Origin of the sequence: Kitasatospora sp. NBC_00374 (assembly GCF_041434935.1) — a bacterium.
In the GTDB taxonomy this organism is placed as follows: Bacteria; Actinomycetota; Actinomycetes; order Streptomycetales; family Streptomycetaceae; genus Kitasatospora.
Genome location: NZ_CP107964.1, coordinates 6,925,761 through 6,939,845, shown reverse-complemented (window position 1 = coordinate 6,939,845; position 14,085 = coordinate 6,925,761). Strand labels below are relative to the sequence as shown.

Here is a 14,085-nt window from a genome sequence, read left to right as displayed (position 1 = left end):
ACGGCGAAGGCCCCGGCCCGCCGACGGCGGAACGGGGCCTCGATCGCCGGACCACCGGCCGGTCAGGTGATGTCGTCCATCTGCTCGTGCCGGGCGGCGGGCACCGGGGCGGAGGCCTCCGGCGCGGCCGAGGCGGCCACCGGGCTCGCGCCCTCCACCCCGTCCACCGTGAGGTCGACGTGCGAGGCCTCGTCGTCGTCCAGCCCGGCGTCGGGGTTGTTGCGCAGCTTGCGGCGGTCGTTGAGCACGGCGATGCCGACGGCCAGGAAGTAGAGGCCCCAGATCGGGGCGGCCAGCGCCAGCATGGTGAGCGGGTCCGCGCTCGGCGTGGCGAAGGCCGCGAAGACGGTGATGCCCATGACCATCGCCCGCCACCAGCCGAGCAGCCGCTTGCCGGTGAGCACGCCGATGAGGTTCAGCATCACCAGGAACAGCGGGAACTCGAAGCCCAGACCGAAGACCACCACCATCCTGGTGACCACGTCGAGGTAGTCCTCGACCGGCAGGATGTTGGTGACCTTGTTCGCCGTGAAGGAGATCAGCATCTGCGCGGTGACCGGCATGACCAGGTACGCGAACGCCGCGCCGGCCAGGAAGAGCGGCGTGCCGGCCGCCAGGAAGACCAGCGAGTACCGGCGCTCGTGCCTGTGCAGGCCAGGCGAGACGAACTGCCACAACTGGTACAGCCACACCGGGGTGGCGGCCACCAGACCGGCCGTGAGGCTGACCTTGAGCACCAGGTTGAACGGGGTCAGCAGACCGATGTTGACGATGCTGGCGCAGTTGGTGTCACCCGGCAGCGGCTTGTCGTCCGGGCCGCACCGGGGCAGCGGCGCCGACAGGAAGTCGATCAGCTCTTTGTTGAAGTACACGGCGACGGCCGTGAACACGAGGATCGCCAGGACCGACTTCACCAGCCGGCTGCGCAGCTCGCGCAGGTGGTCCGCGAGGGCCATCCGGCCCTCGGGGTCCTTGGGTGCTTTGGAAGACTTGCTCAACCCAGGTCCTCGAACTCGTGCGACGGGACCCGCCGGGTGGCGGGCCCCCGTGCTGACCTGCCGTCAGCTCGGCCATTTCCGGGTACTGTCCTGCTGCGGGCGATGGTAGCCGCTGCCGATGTCGGCGCGGCGACCGCCCGGCAACCCGGACCGGCCCCTCCCGCACAGCAGGGGCCATGCCCTAGAGGGTAACCCGCTCCGCCCGGCCGCCGGCCAGTCCCTCGGCGGCCGCGGACAGGGCCTGGGAGGCGGCGTCGACCTCCCGGGCCAGCGCCCGGACGTCCAGCCAGAGCCGGCAGCCGAGCACACCGAGCACGAGCAGGCCCGCGGTGGCCGTCAGGACGGCCGCGACAATGATCCACTGCATGGCGCCGAGCCTATCCCTCGACCGGGAGCAGCCGCATGGTCCGCACCCCGGCGGCGGTCAGCGCCGCGACGATCTTCTCCCCGGCGGTCTTGCGCACCACCGCCCCGCAGGCCGGGCAGGTGAAGCTGTAGAAGGTCCGCTCCGCGGTGGCCCCCAGGGCCAGCCGGAACTCGGCGACCGCCAGCTCGACCTTCTCCCGGCACTGGGAGCAGTAGACCTTGAATCTGGTGCCGTCCCCCACCCCGGATCAGCCCTGCCCGTCCCGGTAGGCGTCCAGTGCGGCCAGCGCCGCGGCCCTGGCCTGCTCGGCCGGCTCCGGCGGGGAGACGATCCGCCCGTCCCGGCCGAGCCGCAGCGCCAGCGGGCGCAGTCCGGACGGGTCGGCGCTGCGCAGGGTGATCCGCAGACCGCCCTCCGGCAGCTCCTCGGCGCTGTCGTGGGTGTAGTACTCGGCCACCCAGCGCCCGCCCGGGCCGACCTCCACCACCACCTCGGGGTCGTCGGCGGCCGGGTTGACCAGACCCGCCGACAGGTCGCGCGGCTGCAGCCGGGGCGGATTGGCGGGCTCGTCCAGCACCTTGATCTCGGCCACCCGGTCCAGCCGGAAGATCCGCCGGTCCTCGGAGACCCGGCACCAGCCCTCCAGGTAGGTGTGGCCCTCGGTGACCAGGCGGATCGGGTCGACCTCGCGCTCGGTCATCCCGCCGCGCCCGTGCGACCAGTAGCGCAGCCAGATCAGCCGGCCCTCGCTGAGCGCCCGGTCGATGTCGGCGAAGACCTGACCCTCGGCCTCGAAGGTCACGCCGACCCGGGCGCTGGACTCGGCGCTCTCGCCGGCCGCGTCCTCGATCTTCGCGACGGCCCGGGTGAGCGCCTGCCGGTCCCGCTCGCGCAGGCCGGGCAGCCCGGCCACCGCGCGGGCCGCCACCAGCAGGGCGGTCGCCTCGTCGGCGGCCAGCCGCAGCGGCTGGGCCACGTCGTCGACGTTGTGCCACCAGATCCGCTCGCCGTCGGTGTCGATGTCGAGCAGGTCGCCGCCGCGGAAGCTGGTGCCGCACATCGGCAGCACGTTCAGGTCGCCGATCAGCTCGCGCTCGGTGATGCCGAAGGCGCGGGCCACCTCGGCCACCTCGGCGCCCGGACGCTCGCGCAGGTAGGTGACCAGGGAGAGCATCCGCCGGGTCTGGTCGATCGCGTTGCTCATGGCCTTACTCCCCCTCGGCGAGGCCGGCCACCGCGCGCAGCCGGTCGATGACGTCTGCCCGCAGGTCGTCCGGGCCCAGCACGACGACGTCCGGCCCGAACTCGGCCAGGTCGGCGCCCAGCCCGTGGCCGTACGGGATCTCCAGCTCGTCCCACTGCTCGTCCAGGCGGAGGCTGCTCAGCGCCTTGGCGCGGAGCGGGAAGGCCGCGCCGCGGCGCAGCCGGACGGTGGCGGTGCTGGTGGCGCCCTCGCCGGCGAACCGGGCCACGTACGCCCGGACGTCGACGTGCTCGGGCACGGTGCCGGTGAACTCGCCGGCCCGCGAGCGGACCTTGCCGGTGATCCGGCTGAGCCGGAAGACCCGGGCGTCCTGCCGGTCCCGGTCGAAGCCGGCCAGGTACCAGTGGCCGCGCCAGCACTCCAGCGCCCACGGCTCGACGGCGCGCTGCTCCGCGAGGGCGGCACCCGCCTTGCGGTACTCGAAGCTGACCGGACGGCGGTCCCGGGCGGCGGTGAGCAGCGGCTCGAAGGCGGCCTCGCGGGCCGGGATCCGCGGCTCCAGGGCGCTGTGCTCGGCGTCCTCGGCGAACGGGACGCCGGCCGCGCGGAGCTTCTGCAGCGCGCCGCTGGCCGCTCCGGACATCTTGGCCTGCTGCCAGACCCGGGCGGCCAGGGTCAGCGCGGCGGCCTCCTCGGCGTCCAGCGCGATCTCGGGCAGCCGGTTGCGGTCCCGGCGGGCCAGGTAACCGATCTCCCCGTCCAGGGCGTTCTCGTCGACGTCGATGATCAGGCCGAGCTCGCGCAGGTCGTCCTTGTCCCGTTCGAACATCCGGTTGAAGGCATCCTCGCTGCCCTGCTGCCAGGCCTCACGGTAGGCCTCGATGGACTCCCGCAGCTCCTTCTTGGAGAGCGGACGTCTGGTGTTCATCAGGCACAGGGCCAGGTTCATCAGCCGCTCTGCCTTGGCGATCGCCATCGCGGACCTTCCTGGGAGTCTCGGCGGGACATTCTTGATCCGGCGGACCCGACCGTACCGGTCCGGGCACGCTCCGCAAAAGCCGAGTCCGGGAACGCCGCAGGGGCCGCACCCCGCCGAGCGGGATACGGCCCCTGCGGAGGGGCTCAGACGCCGAGCAGGTCGACCACGAAGATCAGGGTCGAGCCGGCCGGGATGAGCGGGCTCGGCGACTGGTTGCCGTAGGCCAGGTGGGCCGGGATGACCAGCTCGCGGCGGCCGCCGACCTTCATGCCCTGGACGCCCTGGTCCCAGCCCTTGATGACGCGGCCCGCGCCGAGCGGGAAGCGGAAGGACTGACCGCGGTTCCAGGAGGCGTCGAACTCCTCGCCGGTCTCGAAGGTGACGCCCACGTAGTGGACCTCGACGACCGCGCCGGACTTGGCCTCGGCACCGTCGCCGACCACGATGTCGCGGATCTGGAGTTCCTTCGGCGCGTCGCCGACCGGGAAGTCGATCTCCGGCTTGCTGATGCTCACAACAGACTCTTCTCGTTCGCTGATGGACACATGACGCGACGGCAGCCGCTCGCGCCGAGATCCTCTCCAGGACCACGGTACGACCGGCTGCCGCCCGTCTCGGTCAGGCCCGGCCGCGAGTCGCCCCGCGCCCGGCTACCCGATCATTATCCCTCAGCTGCCGCCGCCGACACCGGCGTCCAGGATGTCCACCACGAAGACCAGGGTGGAGTTGGCCGGGATGCCCTCCTTCGCCTGGTCCTTGTAGGCCAGGGCGGCGGGGATCACCAGCTCGACCCGGCTGCCGATGGTCTGGCCGACGATGCCCTTGTCCCAGCCCTCGATGACGTTGCCGCCGCCGGTGACGAAGGTGAAGGCCTGCCCGCGGTCCAGCGAGGAGTCGAACTTCTTGCCGTCCTTGAACAGCGCGCCGGTGTACTGGACGAGGACGCCCTCACCGGTCTCGACCTTGCGGCCCTTGCCCTGGATCAGCACCGCGGACTTCAGCTCGGTCGGGTCGGCCGCACCGGGGACCGGGGTGATCTCGGCCGCCTTCTTGCCGTTGTCCTTGACCTTCGGGAAGTCCGACGGCGGGGCGACGACGTCACCGCCGACCACCGCGTCCTGCGCGTTGGCGTTGCGGATGTCGATCACGAAGACCAGGTTGTCGGTCGGCCCGACGCCCATGCCCTGGCTGCCCTGATCGCGGAAGGCGGCGGCCGGCGGGGCCACCACCAGCAGGCGGCTGCCCACCTTGTGGCCGGTGACGGCCGCGTCCAGGGCGGGGATCAGCTGGCCGCCGTCGGCCTGGAAGAGCTGCGGCTTGCCGCCCTCGTACGAGCCCTGGATCTCCTTGCCGGTGCTCCAGTTCATCGCGGTGAAGTCGGCGGTGACCCAGTTGCTCTTGTCGACCTTCGCGCCGGTGCCCGGGATCAGCTCCTTGACCACGAAGGTGCCGTCGGCCGCCTCCTTCGGCAGCTCGATGGCGGCCTTCTTGCCGAACTCGCCGGTGACCGTGGGCAGCACCTTGGCGGTGTCCTTGATCGGCGGCACCGGGGCCTCGGTGGGCGTCGGCGACGCGGTCGGCGCGGAGTCCGGCTTGGCCGCCGTGTTCTTGGAGTCCGGCTTGTTCGCCAGGTAGAGCGTGATGCCGCTGCCGATCAGCAGCAGGGCCAGCACCGTGCCGAGGATCACACCGAGCCGGCCCACCCCGGGCGGGTTCTCGTTGTAACCGGCCTCCGAGATCTCCTGCCTGCGCTTGGTGGAGGCGAAGACCTGCGGCTGCTCGTCCTCCTTGGGCGCGGCGGGGGCGGCCGGGGCCTGGCCCCAGCCGGCCTGCTGGGCCAGGATCGCGGGCGGCACGACGATCGACTCGCGGTCGGGCGATGCCGCGCCGGGGCCGACCGCGCCGTTCGCGGTGCCCGCCTCGCCCGGGCTCGACGCTTTCTCAGACATGACTCCCCAATTCATCTCGCCCGACGACAGGTACCAACTGCGGAAGGGCAGCAGTATGTCAGGTCACCATGAGGACGGACGTTCAGGTTCACCGAACGTCCGCCCGCCTCCATGGGATCAGACCGCCGCAAGAATGTCGATCACGAAGACCAGCGTGGAGTTGGCGGGAATGGCGCCGCTCGCCTTGTCCCCGTAGCCCAGCGACGGCGGCACCACCAGCAGCAGCCGGCTGCCCACGGTCTGGCCGACCAGCGCCTGGTCCCAGCCCTTGATCAGGCTGCCGGTGCCGACCTGCAGCGCCTGCGCGCCGCCGTGGCTCCAGGAGGAGTCGAACTGCTTGCCGTCCGCCCAGACCACCCCGGTGTACTGCACCAGCAGGGTCTGCCCGGCGGTGACCTCCTTGCCGTCGCCCTTGACCAGCACGAAGGTCTGCAGCTCCGTCGGCGCCGGCTGGCCGGCCGGGATGGTGATGGTCGGCGCGGCCTTGCCGTTGTCCTTCACCTGGGGCAGGTTGGCGGGCGGCTCGGCGAGCGCTCCGGTGATGGTCGCGTCCTGCGGCACGCTCTGCATGATGTCCAGCACGAAGACCACGGTGTCGTCCTTGCCGACCCCGAGCGCGCTGTTGCCGGCGCTGCCGAAGCCCGCCGCCGGCGGGGCCACCACCAGCAGCCGGCTGCCCACCTTCTTGCCCAGCACGCTCTGGTCGAAGGCGGGCACCAGCCCGCCGCTGCCCGCCTGGTAGAGCTGCGGCTTGCTGCCCGGGTCGTAGGAGCTGGGCAGGTCCTTGCCGGTGGTCCAGTCCTTGGCGGTGTAGTTCACGGTCACCCAGTCGCCCTTGGCCACCGTCGCACCACTGCCCTCGGAGACCGTGTTCACCACGAACTGCCCGCTCGGCTGCGCCGCGGGGATGGTGATGGTGGCCTTGCTGCCGAAGGCGCCCTCGACCGTCGGCATCGGATCGGCCGAGGCCACCGGGCTCGGCACCGCCACCGGGGAGACGGCCGTCGCGGAGGGCGAGGAGCCCGCCGAGGATCCGGATCCGCTGCTGCACGCGGCCAGCAGCACGGCGAGGGGCACGACCAGTAGACCGGCGATTCTGCGCATGATCCTGAGCTTATGGCCCGATTCGCCCGGGATGTCGGAGACACAAGGGCAAGACACGGGGGTGGTGGCCGGACGACCGTCCGACCACCACCCCCGCACCCGGCCCGGGCCGCGCCGGTCACATCCCGGCGATCAGCTTCTCCACCCGCTCGTCCACCGAACGGAACGGGTCCTTGCAGAGCACCGTGCGCTGCGCCTGGTCGTTCAGCTTCAGGTGCACCCAGTCGACCGTGAAGTCCCGGCGCTGCTCCTGGGCCCGGCGGATGAAGTCGCCGCGCAGCCGGGCCCGGGTGGTCTGCGGGGGCACCGACTTGGCCTCGAAGGTCTTCAGGTCGGTCGTCACCCGCTGCGCCTGCCCCTTGTTCTGGAGCAGGTAGAACAGGCCGCGCCGGCGGTGGATGTCGTGGTACGCGAGGTCGATCTGGGCGACCCGCGGGTTCGACATGGTCATCTGGTGCTTCTCGCGGTACCGCTCGATCAGCTTGTACTTCATGATCCAGTCGATCTCGTTGCCGACCCTGGCCAGGTCCTCGGTGCGGACCGCCTCCAGCGTGCGGCCCCACAGGTCGAGCACCCGGGCGATGGTGCCGGTGTTCAGGCCCTTGCGGTCGGCGAACTCCAGCGCCTTGGTGAAGTACTCCTCCTGGATGTCGAGCGCGCTCGCCTCCCGGCCGTTGGCCAGGCGCACCTGGTGGGTGCCGGTGAGGTCGTGGCTGACCTCGCGGATCGCCCGGATCGGGTTCTCCAGGGTGAGGTCGCGCATCACCACGCCGGCCTCGATCAGGCGCAGCACCAGGTCGGTCGCGCCCACCTTGAGCAGCGTGGTGGTCTCCGACATGTTGGAGTCGCCGACGATCACGTGCAGCCGCCGGTACCGTTCGGCGTCGGCGTGCGGCTCGTCGCGGGTGTTGATGATCGGACGGGACCGGGTGGTCGCCGAGCTGACGCCCTCCCAGATGTGCTCGGCCCGCTGGCTGACGCAGAAGACCGCGCCCCGGGGGGTCTGCAGCACCTTGCCGGCCCCGCAGATCAGCTGGCGGGTCACCAGGAACGGGATCAGCACGTCGGCCAGCCGGGAGAACTCGCCGTGCCGGGCCACCAGGTAGTTCTCGTGGCAGCCGTAGGAGTTGCCGGCCGAGTCGGTGTTGTTCTTGAAGAGGTAGACGTCGCCGGCGATGCCCTCCTCGTGCAGGCGCCGCTCGGCGTCCACGAGCAGGCCTTCGAGGATCCGTTCACCGGCCTTGTCGTGCGTCACCAGCTCGGTGACGTCGTCGCATTCGGGAGTGGCGTACTCGGGGTGCGAGCCCACGTCGAGGTAGAGGCGTGCACCGTTGCGCAGGAAGACATTGCTGCTGCGGCCCCAGGAAACTACGCGGCGGAAGAGGTATCTGGCCACCTCGTCCGGAGACAGACGCCGTTGTCCCCGAAACGTACACGTGACACCGTACTCGTTCTCCAGCCCGAAAATTCGGCGGTCCATGAGGCATCTTTTCTCTTCTCGGGGCCTTTCGAAACCCACTGCGGCGATGCCAATCCGATCACGGCGAACCGCCAAATGCCCGCAGGCGCACGTGAATCCCGTACGGCGCGAATGCTCGCGCCGTACGGGATTCACGCGGCCGGGTCACTCCCCGGCGGACTCCTCCGCGGTGCCGCCCGACGCCTCGTCGGGGGCCGCCCCGGCCGCGCTCCCGGCGGCTGCGTCCTCGGCGCCCTCGGTGTCGTCGGCGGCCGTCTCGTCGCCGCTGAGCAGCCGGGAGAGCTGGCCGCCCAGGATCCGCTTGAACTTGCGCTGCTGGGGGCGCTGGCGGTCCAGGACCGCCACCTCCAGCTGCTCCGGGGTCAGGGTGCGCGGACTGCCGCCGTTGGGGTCGCGGGCGAGCGCGTCCACGGCCAACTTCAGCGCCTCGGCCAGGCCCATGCCGACCCGGTGCCGCTGGCCCAGGTAGTTGCCGATGGAGTCGGCGTTGCCGCCGACCACGATGGAGTTCTTCTCGTCGACGACCGAGCCGTCCGGGGTGAGCCGGTAGATCTGGTCGTCCTGGTCGGTGCGGCCGACCTCGGCGACGATCAGCTCGACCTCGTACGGCTTCTCGCCGACCGAGGAGAAGATGGTGCCGAGGGTCTGGGCGTAGACGTTGGCGAGTCCACGGGCCGTCACATCGGCCCGGTCGTAGGAGTACCCGCGCAGGTCGGCGTAGCGGACGCCGCCGATCCGGAGGTTCTCGAACTCGTTGTACCGGCCGACCGCGGCGAACGCGATCTTGTCGTAGATCTCGGACACCTTGTGCAGCGCACGGGAGGTGTTCTCGGCGACGAACAGGATGCCGTCGGTGTAGGTGAGCACGACCACGCTGCGCCCGCGGGCGATGCCCTTGCGGGCGTACTCCGCGCGGTCCGCCATGGCCTGCTGAGGCGAGACGTAGAACGGTGTGGACACCGGTGGACCACCCCTTCCGGGTAGGAGTGCGGCGGACTAGAGGAGCGGGGCCTGCGGGCCGTTGGGGTGCTGGCGACGGCCGGCGGTGATGGAGGCCGCGATCGCCGCCACCTCGTCGTCGGCGAGCCGTCGGAAGCCGTCCTCGGTGATCACCGAGACGATCGGGTAGATCCCCCGGGCGAGGTCGGGCCCACCGGTGGCGGAGTCGTCGTCGGCCGCGTCGTAGAGCGCCTGGACGGCCAGCGTGGCGGCTTGTTCGGCCGTCAGGTCGTCCCGGTAGAGCTTCTTCATGGAGCCGCGGGCGAAGACCGAGCCCGAGCCGGTCGCGGCGAAGCCGCGCTCCTCGGAGCGTCCGCCGGTGACGTCGTAGGTGAAGATCCGGCCCCGGCCGAGGTCGAGGTCGTAGCCGGCGAAGACCGGGACCACCGCGAGCCCCTGCATGGCCATCGCCAGGTTGGACCGGATCATCGTGGTGAGCCGGTTGGCCTTGCCCTCCAGGGAGAGGACGGCGCCCTCGATCTTCTCGTAGTGCTCCAGCTCCAGCTGGAACAGCCGGACCATCTCGACCGCGAGCCCGGCGGTGCCGGCGATGCCGACCGCGCTGTACTCGTCGGCCGGGAAGACCTTCTCGATGTCGCGCTGGGCGATCACGTTGCCCATGGTCGCGCGGCGGTCACCGGCGATCACCACGCCACCGTCGAACACCGCCGAGACGATCGTGGTGCCGTGCGGCGCCTCGATCGTCAGCCCCGGCGGGAGCGGACGGCCGGCGGGCAGCAGGCCCGGCGAGTGCTCGGTGAGGAAGTCGATGAACGACGAGGACCCTGGGGTGAGGAAGGCAGCCGGTAGACGCCCGGTGCCACCAGTGTTGGCTTCCACACGTTTCCTTCCAGTGGACGATCAATGCAGCTGATGACCCGGACCCTACCCGCTTCCCGCCCGTGATCCACATGCCGGGACGGGGCACTTCTCGGGTGGTCCGCCGGGCCGGCGGACGGGGGCCGCGGGGGCGGGGCGCAGCGGGCCGGACAGCACGCAGCGCCGCAGACGCGATGGGCGCCTGCAGCGCTGCCCGCCCCGAATTCTCAACGGTTTCGCAGACCGGGGGGAAATCCCTCGGCCGGCTACTCGCCGCCCTTTTGCACGAATCCGCGGACGAAGTCCTCCGCGTTCGACTCCAGGACTTCGTCGATTTCGTCCAGCACGGCGTCGACGTCGTCGCTCAGCTTTTCCTGGCGTTCCTGGAGGTCCTCGGAGCCCTGCGCCTCCGCAGCCTGCTCCTCGACCTCCTCGGAGGAGCGGTTCGCCCGCTGCTGGCCGCCACCGGTGTCCTTACTGGCCATTTCCCTCACCCCGCTCGATCGGTCTGGCACGGCTTGGTCTGCTGCTTGAGTCAGACCCTATCCACAGGGTGCGGATCTCGCCCCCATTTGAGTTCAACGTTCGACTGTCCCCCGGATGATTCCCATCCGGGCGCCGTTCACCCGTGGTGATCGAAAAGTTACCCGCCGGAGAGCACCCGGACCAGCTCCTCCGCGGTGCGGCAGCGGTCCAGCAGCTCCTTGACGTGGTTCCGGGTGCCGCGCAGGGGCTCCATGGTGGGCACCCGCTGGAGCGAGTCCCGGCCGGGCAGGTCGAAGATCACCGAGTCCCAGGAGGCCGCCGCGACGTGCTCGGCGTACTGCTCCAGGCAGCGGCCCCGGAAGTACGCCCTGGTGTCCTCCGGCGGCTTCAGGACGGCCCGCTGGACCTCCTCCTCGGTGACCAGCCGCTCGAACCGCCCGCGGGCCTCCAGGCGGTTGTACAGGCCCTTGTCGGCGCGCACGTCGCTGTACTGCAGGTCGACCAGGTGCAGCCGGGGGCTCTCCCAGTCCAGGCCGTCGCGCTGGCGGTAGCCCTCCAGCAGCTCCTTCTTGGCGATCCAGTCGAGCTGCCGGGACAGGCTCATCGGGTCGCGCTCCAGCCGGCCGAGCACGTCCTCCCAGCGGGCCAGCACGTCCACGGTCTGGTCGTCGGCGTCCTGCCCGAAGCGGTCCTCGACGTACTTGCGGGCCAGCTCGCAGTACTCCATCTGCAGCTGGACGGCGGTCAGCTTGCGCCCGCTGCGCAGGGTGATCAGATAGTCCAGCCCGGGGTCGTGGGAGACCCGGTGCAGGGTGCGCACCGGCTGGTCGACGGCGAGGTCGACGGCGATGAAGCCGTCCTCGATCATCGACAGCACCAGCGAGGTGGTGCCCAGCTTGAGGTAGGTGGAGATCTCGGAGAGGTTGGCGTCGCCGATGATCACGTGCAGCCGGCGGTACTTCTCGGCGTCGGAGTGCGGTTCGTCCCGGGTGTTGATGATCGGGCGCTTGAGGGTGGTCTCCAGGCCCACCTCGACCTCGAAGTAGTCGGCCCGCTGGCTGATCTGGAAGCCGTTGGCGGAGCCGTCCTGGCCGAGGCCGACGCGGCCTGCGCCGGTGACCACCTGGCGGGAGACGAAGAACGGCGTGAGGTGGCGGACGATGTCGGCGAACGGGGTCGCCCGCTGCATCAGGTAGTTCTCGTGGGTGCCGTAGGAGGCGCCCTTGTTGTCGGTGTTGTTCTTGTAGAGGTGGATCGGCTGGCCGTTCGGCAGCTCCAGGGCGCGGGCCGCCGCCTCGGCCATGATCCGCTCGCCGGCCTTGTCCCAGAGCACGGCGTCGCGCGGGTTGGTGACCTCGGGCGAGCTGTACTCGGGGTGCGCGTGGTCCACGTAGAACCGGGCGCCGTTGGTCAGGATGACGTTGGCGAGGCCGATGTCCTCGTCGGTGAGCTGGCTGGCGTCCGCGACCTCCCGAGCGAGGTCGAAGCCCCGGGCGTCGCGCAGCGGATTCTCCTCCTCGAAGTCCCAGCGGGCCCGCCGGGCCCGGTGCATCGCCGCCGCGTACGCGTTGACGATCTGGGACGAGGTGAGCATGGCGTTGGCGTTCGGGTGGCCGGGCACGGAGATTCCGTACTCGGTCTCGATCCCCATCACGCGCCGTACGGTCATGCGGCCCTCCTTGCCCGGTACCCAGCCCCCGCCGGGCTGGGTACTGACGTACCGCTGTCTGCGCCATCGCCGGCACTCCGCCGGTGATGGTTCGAGCTTGGCCCCGCCCCCTGCGGCCGGGCCCCGAGACACGCCGTCCGGCCGCGGGGCCCGCAGGCTCCGCAGCCGGACGGAGGGTTACCGCCGCTTACAGGTACTGCCCCGTGTTGGCGACAGTGTCGATGGAGCGGCCGGACTCGGCGCCCTGCTTGCCGGTGACCAGGGTGCGGATGAAGACGATCCGCTCGCCCTTCTTGCCCGAGATCCGGGCCCAGTCGTCCGGGTTGGTGGTGTTGGGCAGGTCCTCGTTCTCCTTGAACTCGTCCACGCAGGCGGCGAGCAGGTGGGAGACGCGCAGGCCCCGCTGTCCGTGGTCGAGGAAGTCCTTGATGGCCATCTTCTTCGCCCGGTCCACGATGTTCTGGATCATGGCGCCGGAGTTGAAGTCCTTGAAGTAGAGGACTTCCTTGTCACCGTTGGCGTAGGTGACCTCCAGGAAGCGGTTCTCCTCGGTCTCCGAGTACATCCGCTCGACCACGGACTGGATCATCGCGGCCACGGTGGCCGGCAGTGAGCCGTCGTGCTCCTTGACGTCGTCCGGGTGGAAGGGCAGCGACTCCTTGAGGTACTTGGAGAAGATGTCCTTGGCCGCCTCGGCGTCCGGCCGCTCGATCTTGATCTTGACGTCCAGGCGGCCGGGCCGCAGGATCGCCGGGTCGATCATGTCCTCGCGGTTGGAGGCGCCGATGACGATGACGTTCTCCAGGCCCTCCACACCGTCGATCTCGGCGAGCAGCTGGGGGACGATGGTGTTCTCCACGTCCGAGCTGACGCCCGACCCACGGGTGCGGAACAGCGACTCCATCTCGTCGAAGAAGACGATGACGGGCGTGCCCTCGCTGGCCTTCTCCCGGGCCCGCTGGAAGACCAGGCGGATCTGCCGCTCGGTCTCGCCGACGTACTTGTTGAGGAGCTCGGGGCCCTTGATGTTGAGGAAGTAGCTCTTGCCCTGCGGCCGGCCGGTGACCTCGGCCACCTTCTTCGCCAGGGAGTTCGCCACCGCCTTGGCGATGAGCGTCTTGCCGCAGCCTGGCGGGCCGTAGAGCAGGACGCCCTTGGGCGGCCGCAGCTCGTACTCCTTGAACAGCTCGGCGTGCAGGTACGGGAGTTCCACCGCGTCGCGGATCTGCTCGATCTGGTTGCCCAGCCCGCCGATCTGCCGGTAGTCGATGTCCGGGACCTCCTCGAGGACCAGCTCCTCGACCTCGGACTTCGGCACGACCTCGTACACGTAGCCGGAGCGGGGCTCCAGCAGCAGGGCGTCACCGGGGCGCAGCGTGAGGCCGTGCAGCGGCTCGGCGAGCCGGACCACCCGCTCCTCGTCGGTGTGACCGGTGACCAGGGCGCGCTCGCCGTCCTCGAGGACTTCCTTGAGGGTGACGATGTCGCCGATGCTCTCGAAGGCCATCGCGTCGACGATGTTGAGCGCCTCGTTGAGCATCACCTCCTGGCCGCGACGCAGGTCGTCCAGGTCGATGCTGGGGCTGACGTTCACGCGGAGCTTGCGTCCGCCGGTGAAGATGTCGGCGGTGCCGTCCTCGTTGCGATTGAGGAAGGCGCCGAATCCGGCGGGGGGCTGGGCGAGCCGGTCCACCTCCTCCTTGAGGGCCACGATCTGGTCGCGGGCCTCTCGGAGGGTGGAGGCGAGCCGTTCGTTCTGGGCGGAGACCCCGGCCAGATTGGTCTGGAGCTCGACAATGCGCTCCTCGAGAACTCTCGAGCTTCGCGGCGAGTCGGCCAGCTTGCGGCGCAGCACGGCGATTTCCTGCTCAAGGTACGAGACCTGTGCAGCCTCGTCTGAACCACGAGCAGGCCGGCCGGCGCTGCGGTTGAAGTCGTCATCGTGGGCGGCCACGGTCCTCACCTCCTCCTGGGGGAGCTGGACGCTTCCAGACCCTACCTGGGACCAGGGGTCTGTAAACCCCTAGATCA

14 protein-coding genes are annotated in these 14,085 nt (G+C 70.5%); all 14 read right to left on the bottom strand.

The features are described 5' to 3' along the window. Positions 1-62 precede the first annotated feature (62 nt). The gene (gene tatC, locus OG871_RS30795; RefSeq protein ID WP_371503476.1) at positions 63-956 is read right to left on the bottom strand and encodes a twin-arginine translocase subunit TatC; all 894 of its coding nucleotides are present in this window, start codon (positions 954-956) and stop codon (positions 63-65) included. A 223-nt stretch (positions 957-1,179) separates the two neighbouring features. Further along, positions 1,180-1,365, bottom strand: a complete 186-nt coding sequence (locus OG871_RS30790) for a hypothetical protein (RefSeq protein WP_371501264.1) — start codon at positions 1,363-1,365, stop codon at positions 1,180-1,182. 10 nt (positions 1,366-1,375) lie between these two features. Further along, positions 1,376-1,606, bottom strand: a complete 231-nt coding sequence (locus OG871_RS30785; protein ID WP_371501263.1) for a hypothetical protein — start codon at positions 1,604-1,606, stop codon at positions 1,376-1,378. 6 nt (positions 1,607-1,612) lie between these two features. Further along, positions 1,613-2,569: a helix-turn-helix transcriptional regulator gene (locus OG871_RS30780; protein ID WP_371501262.1), complete on the bottom strand. Its 957-nt coding sequence runs from the start codon at positions 2,567-2,569 to the stop codon at positions 1,613-1,615. 4 nt (positions 2,570-2,573) lie between these two features. Further along, complete coding sequence (locus OG871_RS30775; RefSeq protein ID WP_371501261.1) at positions 2,574-3,545, bottom strand: helix-turn-helix transcriptional regulator; 972 nt, start codon at positions 3,543-3,545, stop codon at positions 2,574-2,576. A 146-nt stretch (positions 3,546-3,691) separates the two neighbouring features. Then, positions 3,692-4,063 carry an FKBP-type peptidyl-prolyl cis-trans isomerase gene (locus tag OG871_RS30770; protein WP_371501260.1) on the bottom strand — a complete coding sequence of 124 codons (372 nt, stop codon included), beginning with the start codon at positions 4,061-4,063 and terminating at the stop codon, positions 3,692-3,694. A 153-nt stretch (positions 4,064-4,216) separates the two neighbouring features. Continuing rightward, positions 4,217-5,497: an FKBP-type peptidyl-prolyl cis-trans isomerase gene (locus tag OG871_RS30765; RefSeq protein WP_371501259.1), complete on the bottom strand. Its 1,281-nt coding sequence runs from the start codon at positions 5,495-5,497 to the stop codon at positions 4,217-4,219. Between the two features lie 117 nt (positions 5,498-5,614). Further along, positions 5,615-6,601 carry an FKBP-type peptidyl-prolyl cis-trans isomerase gene (locus tag OG871_RS30760; RefSeq protein WP_371501258.1) on the bottom strand — a complete coding sequence of 329 codons (987 nt, stop codon included), beginning with the start codon at positions 6,599-6,601 and terminating at the stop codon, positions 5,615-5,617. 118 nt (positions 6,602-6,719) lie between these two features. After that, complete coding sequence (gene pafA, locus OG871_RS30755) at positions 6,720-8,081, bottom strand: Pup--protein ligase (protein WP_371501257.1); 1,362 nt, start codon at positions 8,079-8,081, stop codon at positions 6,720-6,722. A gap of 144 nt (positions 8,082-8,225) precedes the next feature. Further along, positions 8,226-9,041 (bottom strand): proteasome subunit alpha, encoded by an 816-nt coding sequence (gene prcA / locus OG871_RS30750; RefSeq protein WP_371501256.1) that lies wholly within the window; start codon positions 9,039-9,041, stop codon positions 8,226-8,228. A gap of 36 nt (positions 9,042-9,077) precedes the next feature. Beyond that, complete coding sequence (prcB, locus tag OG871_RS30745; protein WP_371501255.1) at positions 9,078-9,920, bottom strand: proteasome subunit beta; 843 nt, start codon at positions 9,918-9,920, stop codon at positions 9,078-9,080. Between the two features lie 245 nt (positions 9,921-10,165). Next, positions 10,166-10,384, bottom strand: a complete 219-nt coding sequence (locus OG871_RS30740) for a ubiquitin-like protein Pup (RefSeq protein ID WP_371501254.1) — start codon at positions 10,382-10,384, stop codon at positions 10,166-10,168. A gap of 158 nt (positions 10,385-10,542) precedes the next feature. Then, a complete protein-coding gene (gene dop, locus OG871_RS30735; protein ID WP_371501253.1) occupies positions 10,543-12,054 on the bottom strand; it encodes a depupylase/deamidase Dop in 1,512 nt (503 codons plus the stop codon). Positions 12,055-12,241: 187 nt separating this feature from the next. Beyond that, positions 12,242-14,008: a proteasome ATPase gene (gene arc / locus OG871_RS30730; RefSeq protein ID WP_371501252.1), complete on the bottom strand. Its 1,767-nt coding sequence runs from the start codon at positions 14,006-14,008 to the stop codon at positions 12,242-12,244. Positions 14,009-14,085 lie beyond the last annotated feature (77 nt).

Coding starts and splice junctions, on each gene's coding strand:
- tatC (WP_371503476.1), bottom strand. CDS start 956: ATGGCCCTCGCGGACCACCTGCGCGAGCTGCGCAGCCGGCTGGTGAAG.
- OG871_RS30790 (WP_371501264.1), bottom strand. CDS start 1,365: ATGCAGTGGATCATTGTCGCGGCCGTCCTGACGGCCACCGCGGGCCTG.
- OG871_RS30780 (WP_371501262.1), bottom strand. CDS start 2,569: ATGAGCAACGCGATCGACCAGACCCGGCGGATGCTCTCCCTGGTCACC.
- OG871_RS30775 (WP_371501261.1), bottom strand. CDS start 3,545: ATGGCGATCGCCAAGGCAGAGCGGCTGATGAACCTGGCCCTGTGCCTG.
- OG871_RS30765 (WP_371501259.1), bottom strand. CDS start 5,497: ATGTCTGAGAAAGCGTCGAGCCCGGGCGAGGCGGGCACCGCGAACGGC.
- OG871_RS30760 (WP_371501258.1), bottom strand. CDS start 6,601: ATGCGCAGAATCGCCGGTCTACTGGTCGTGCCCCTCGCCGTGCTGCTG.
- pafA (WP_371501257.1), bottom strand. CDS start 8,081: ATGGACCGCCGAATTTTCGGGCTGGAGAACGAGTACGGTGTCACGTGT.
- OG871_RS30740 (WP_371501254.1), bottom strand. CDS start 10,384: ATGGCCAGTAAGGACACCGGTGGCGGCCAGCAGCGGGCGAACCGCTCC.
- dop (WP_371501253.1), bottom strand. CDS start 12,054: ATGACCGTACGGCGCGTGATGGGGATCGAGACCGAGTACGGAATCTCC.